Here is a 4,246-nt window from a genome sequence, read left to right on the forward strand (position 1 = left end):
GTTGATAGGTTCGAGGTGGAAGCATGGTGACATGTGGAGCTGACGAATACTAATAGATCGAGGACTTAACCATATAATATGTAGCAATGTTATCTAGTTTTGAAGGAATATATATTTAAAATTCCTTTTGACATTCTGAAAAGAATGTGTATAATGATAAAAGTCTGGTAATGATGGCAGAGAGGTCACACCCGTTCCCATACCGAACACGGAAGTTAAGCTCTCTAGCGCCGATGGTAGTTGGGACCTTGTCCCTGTGAGAGTAGGACGTTGCCAGGCTTGTATTGTTCCGCAGTAGCTCAGCGGTAGAGCTATCGGCTGTTAACCGATCGGTCGTAGGTTCGATTCCTACCTGCGGAGCCATTATGCTTCCATAGCTCAGCTGGTAGAGTACTTCCATGGTAAGGAAGAGGTCACCGGTTCAAGCCCGGTTGGAAGCTTGGAAAAGTTTTTAAATTTTTGGCCCGTTGGTCAAGTGGTTAAGACACCGCCCTTTCACGGCGGTAACACGGGTTCGAATCCCGTACGGGTCACCACTTTTGGAGGATTAGCTCAGCTGGGAGAGCACCTGCCTTACAAGCAGGGGGTCGGCGGTTCGATCCCGTCATCCTCCACCATATATGTTTAAATGTCGGAGGGGTAGCGAAGTGGCTAAACGCGGCGGACTGTAAATCCGCTCCTTCGGGTTCGGCAGTTCGAATCTGCCCCCCTCCACCATTTTCTTTAAAATAACCTGAAAGGGTTTATTTTTTTGAGAAGATAACCATACTAGTAAATATTAATGGGCTATAGCCAAGCGGTAAGGCAACGGACTTTGACTCCGTCATGCGCTGGTTCGAATCCAGCTAGCCCAGCCATTTACGAGCCATTAGCTCAGTTGGTAGAGCATCTGACTTTTAATCAGAGGGTCGAAGGTTCGAATCCTTCATGGCTCACCATTTTCGCGGAAGTAGTTCAGTGGTAGAATACAACCTTGCCAAGGTTGGGGTCGCGGGTTCGAATCCCGTCTTCCGCTTTATTACTAAGGGGCCTTAGCTCAGCTGGGAGAGCGCCTGCCTTGCACGCAGGAGGTCAGCGGTTCGATCCCGCTAGGCTCCATCTAAATAGAAAAAGCTTACATCATACGATGTAAGCTTTTTTGTGTTTAAAAAGACAACTTTTATATTTATCGTTTAAAATGAAGAAAACGTAAAAATAAGGGATGGGGGGATAATTGTGAAAGTTGTTATTGCATCTGATTCATATAAAGAAAGCCTAAAAGCTATAGAAGTATGTGGAGCTATTGAAAGAGGTTTTAGAGCGATTTTTCCTAATGCAGAGTATGTGAAAATACCAATTGGAGATGGAGGAGAAGGGACGGTTGAATCACTTGTTGATGCTACAGGGGGGAGAATTATATCAATTAGTGTGACAGGACCGCTTAGAGAAGGTGTACAAGCTTTTTATGGCATTTCTAAAGATAAAAAGACAGCGTTTATTGAAATGGCAGCAGCATCAGGATTACAGCACGTTCCAGTTGAAAAGCGCAACCCACTTATTACAACGACAAAAGGAACAGGAGAACTTATATTACATGCGCTAGATCAAGGAGTGGGGTACATAATTTTAGGACTTGGAGGAAGTGCTACAAATGATGGTGGGGCAGGTATGTTAGCAGCTTTAGGAGTAAGATTTATAAATGACAAGGGTGAAGTAATAGATCCATCTGGAGGCACATTACATTCAATTGGTGCTATTGATTTTTCACAACTGGACCCACGCTTAAAGGGAGTAAAGATAGAAGCGGCCTGTGATGTGGATAATCCATTAGTCGGAATGCAGGGGGCATCTTTCGTATTTGGGAGACAAAAGGGTGCGAATGTAGAGATGATGAAAGAGCTAGATGAGAATTTAAAACATTACGCGAATATCCTTAAACGATATGTATCTTTTGATGTATCTGAAATACCTGGTGCAGGGGCAGCAGGAGGAATGGGAGCGGCTGTTATTTCAGTGTTAAAGGGAGAGTTGCGAAGGGGCATTGAAATTGTATTGAATTATACAAATTTCGATAAACATATAGAAGATGCAGATCTCATTATAACTGGTGAAGGTAGAATAGATGAACAAACTGCATATGGGAAGGCTCCTGTTGGTGTTGCGGGGCGTGCGAAACGTTTTTCTGTGCCTGTAATTGCTATTGGAGGGTCTGTATCATCTGATTATCCAGCTGTTTACGAGAAAGGAATAGATGCGGTATTTAGTATTACAACAAGACCGATGACACTAGAAGAAGCATATAGAGTAGCAGAAGAAAATATTGAAATGACAACGAAGAATATTGCAGCAGTATGGAAAATAGCGTCAGAAAAACACTTCTAAATGTAGGAGTGTTTTATTATTATTATTTGATAATAGTGATTGCGATTGTTTCATTAAGTTAACTTTATACATAGAATAGTCTTGAAATTTGATTTTCAACGTGAATATAAGTGAATAAATTGTATATCCATACAAAAAAATGTCGAGTTGAGTCAGACTATATAAAAGATTTAAAATATTTAGTGAAGGCATAAAAGGGGGATACTATCTATGAAAAAAGAAATTTCAGTTATTGGAGTTCCAATGGATTTGGGACAGATGCGTCGTGGAGTTGATATGGGACCGAGCGCGATCCGTTATGCAGGGGTAATTGAAAGAATTGAAGAAATTGGATATGACGTTAAAGATATGGGAGATATATGTATAGAGAGAGAAAAAGAGGTAGATGAAAATACAAAATTAAGAAACCTTACACAAGTTGCAACTGTATGTAATGAATTAGCAAGTAAGGTGGATCATATTATAGAAGAAGGTCGTTTTCCACTTGTATTAGGTGGTGACCATAGTATTGCTATCGGTACATTAGCTGGTGTAGCCAAACATTATAAAAACTTAGGTGTTATTTGGTATGATGCACACGGTGATTTAAATACAGAGGAAACTTCACCATCTGGAAATATTCACGGTATGTCACTTGCAGCAAGTTTAGGTTATGGACATTCTTCACTTGTAGATTTATACGGAGCATATCCAAAGGTGAAAAAAGAGAATGTTGTAATTATCGGTGCGCGTGCATTAGATGAAGGAGAAAAAGACTTCATTCGCAATGAAGGTATTAAAGTGTTCTCGATGCATGAAATTGATCGTATGGGGATGACGGCTGTTATGGAAGAAACAATCGCATATTTATCTCATACTGATGGTGTACACTTATCATTAGATTTAGATGGTCTTGATCCTCATGATGCACCAGGTGTTGGAACGCCTGTAATTGGTGGTCTATCTTATCGTGAAAGCCACTTGGCGATGGAAATGTTAGCGGAAGCTGATATTATCACATCTGCTGAATTTGTTGAGGTAAATACGATTTTAGATGAGAGAAATAGAACGGCAACAACAGCAGTTGCTTTAATGGGTTCTTTATTCGGTGAAAAACTAAAATAAATGTAAGAAAAGCAACTGAGAAGTTGCTTTTTTTATTTGAAAATAGGCGTATAATAATGATTTATATTATACTGTAAGATAAAAATGTTTGACATCTTACCAATTTGAGCTAAAGGGGGTTGTTTGTAATTGTCGTTTGTTTCATGTATGGTATAATTAACTAGTTGTTGGAAATACATACAGATAGAGCATAAAACAATATTTCAATATATGGATAGAATTGCTCGTAAGTAGGAGGAAGGGATAGCATGCCTTTTGAAGATACGACCATTTTGAAATATCTTAGTACGGCATTAGATATTGCCATTGTATGGTTTATTATATATAAGCTGATTCTCATAATCCGAGGGACGAAAGCTGTTCAACTTTTAAAAGGGATTACAGTTATCATTGTCGTTAAGATGATTAGTATTTTCCTTGAATTGCATACGTTATCTTGGCTAACTGAACAAGTATTAACATGGGGATTTTTAGCCGTTATTATTATCTTTCAGCCAGAATTGCGAAGAGCACTTGAGCAGCTAGGGCGCGGGAGTTTATTTTCGCGTGGTGGACCGCATGAGGATGATGAACCTGAAATGGTTGCAACAGCGATAGCAAAAGCAACCGAATATATGGGGAAACGTAGAATTGGTGCATTAATTACTTTGTCAAAAGAGACCGGTATGGGTGATTATGTGGAAACGGGTATTCCGCTGAATGCAAACGTATCATCGGAATTACTTATTAATATTTTCATTCCAAATACACCTCTTCATGACGGAGCGGTAATTATGCAAGG

3 protein-coding genes, 9 tRNA genes and 1 rRNA gene are annotated in these 4,246 nt (G+C 39.8%); all 13 read left to right on the forward strand.

From position 1 onward, the window contains the following. Positions 1-163: 163 nt before the first annotated feature. Positions 164-279, forward strand: a 5S ribosomal RNA gene (gene rrf / locus MR167_RS30630). Positions 280-288: 9 nt separating this feature from the next. Further along, positions 289-363: transfer RNA gene (locus MR167_RS30635), tRNA-Asn, on the forward strand. A gap of 4 nt (positions 364-367) precedes the next feature. Then, positions 368-440 (forward strand) — tRNA-Thr (locus MR167_RS30640). 21 nt (positions 441-461) lie between these two features. Further along, positions 462-536, forward strand: a tRNA-Glu gene (locus MR167_RS30645). A 5-nt stretch (positions 537-541) separates the two neighbouring features. Beyond that, positions 542-617, forward strand: a tRNA-Val gene (locus tag MR167_RS30650). 16 nt (positions 618-633) lie between these two features. Beyond that, positions 634-717 (forward strand) — tRNA-Tyr (locus MR167_RS30655). A gap of 65 nt (positions 718-782) precedes the next feature. Then, positions 783-857 (forward strand) — tRNA-Gln (locus MR167_RS30660). A gap of 5 nt (positions 858-862) precedes the next feature. Further along, positions 863-938 (forward strand) — tRNA-Lys (locus MR167_RS30665). Between the two features lie 5 nt (positions 939-943). Beyond that, a tRNA-Gly gene (locus tag MR167_RS30670) sits at positions 944-1,015 on the forward strand. A 10-nt stretch (positions 1,016-1,025) separates the two neighbouring features. Continuing rightward, a tRNA-Ala gene (locus MR167_RS30675) sits at positions 1,026-1,098 on the forward strand. A gap of 117 nt (positions 1,099-1,215) precedes the next feature. Continuing rightward, positions 1,216-2,361: a glycerate kinase gene (locus MR167_RS30680; protein WP_242316183.1), complete on the forward strand. Its 1,146-nt coding sequence runs from the start codon at positions 1,216-1,218 to the stop codon at positions 2,359-2,361. 210 nt (positions 2,362-2,571) lie between these two features. Beyond that, positions 2,572-3,465 carry an arginase gene (gene rocF, locus MR167_RS30685; protein WP_000711565.1) on the forward strand — a complete coding sequence of 298 codons (894 nt, stop codon included), beginning with the start codon at positions 2,572-2,574 and terminating at the stop codon, positions 3,463-3,465. 248 nt (positions 3,466-3,713) lie between these two features. After that, a partial coding sequence (gene cdaA / locus MR167_RS30690; RefSeq protein ID WP_242316184.1) for a diadenylate cyclase CdaA occupies positions 3,714-4,246 on the forward strand: 533 nt, incomplete at its 3' end.

Origin of the sequence: Bacillus cereus group sp. BfR-BA-01355 (assembly GCF_022663675.1) — a bacterium.
In the GTDB taxonomy this organism is placed as follows: domain Bacteria; phylum Bacillota; class Bacilli; order Bacillales; family Bacillaceae_G; genus Bacillus_A; species Bacillus_A thuringiensis_S.

Excerpts from the sequence above, each read along its gene's own strand:
- rocF (WP_000711565.1), top strand. The coding sequence starts at position 2,572 with ATGAAAAAAGAAATTTCAGTTATTGGAGTTCCAATGGATTTGGGACAG.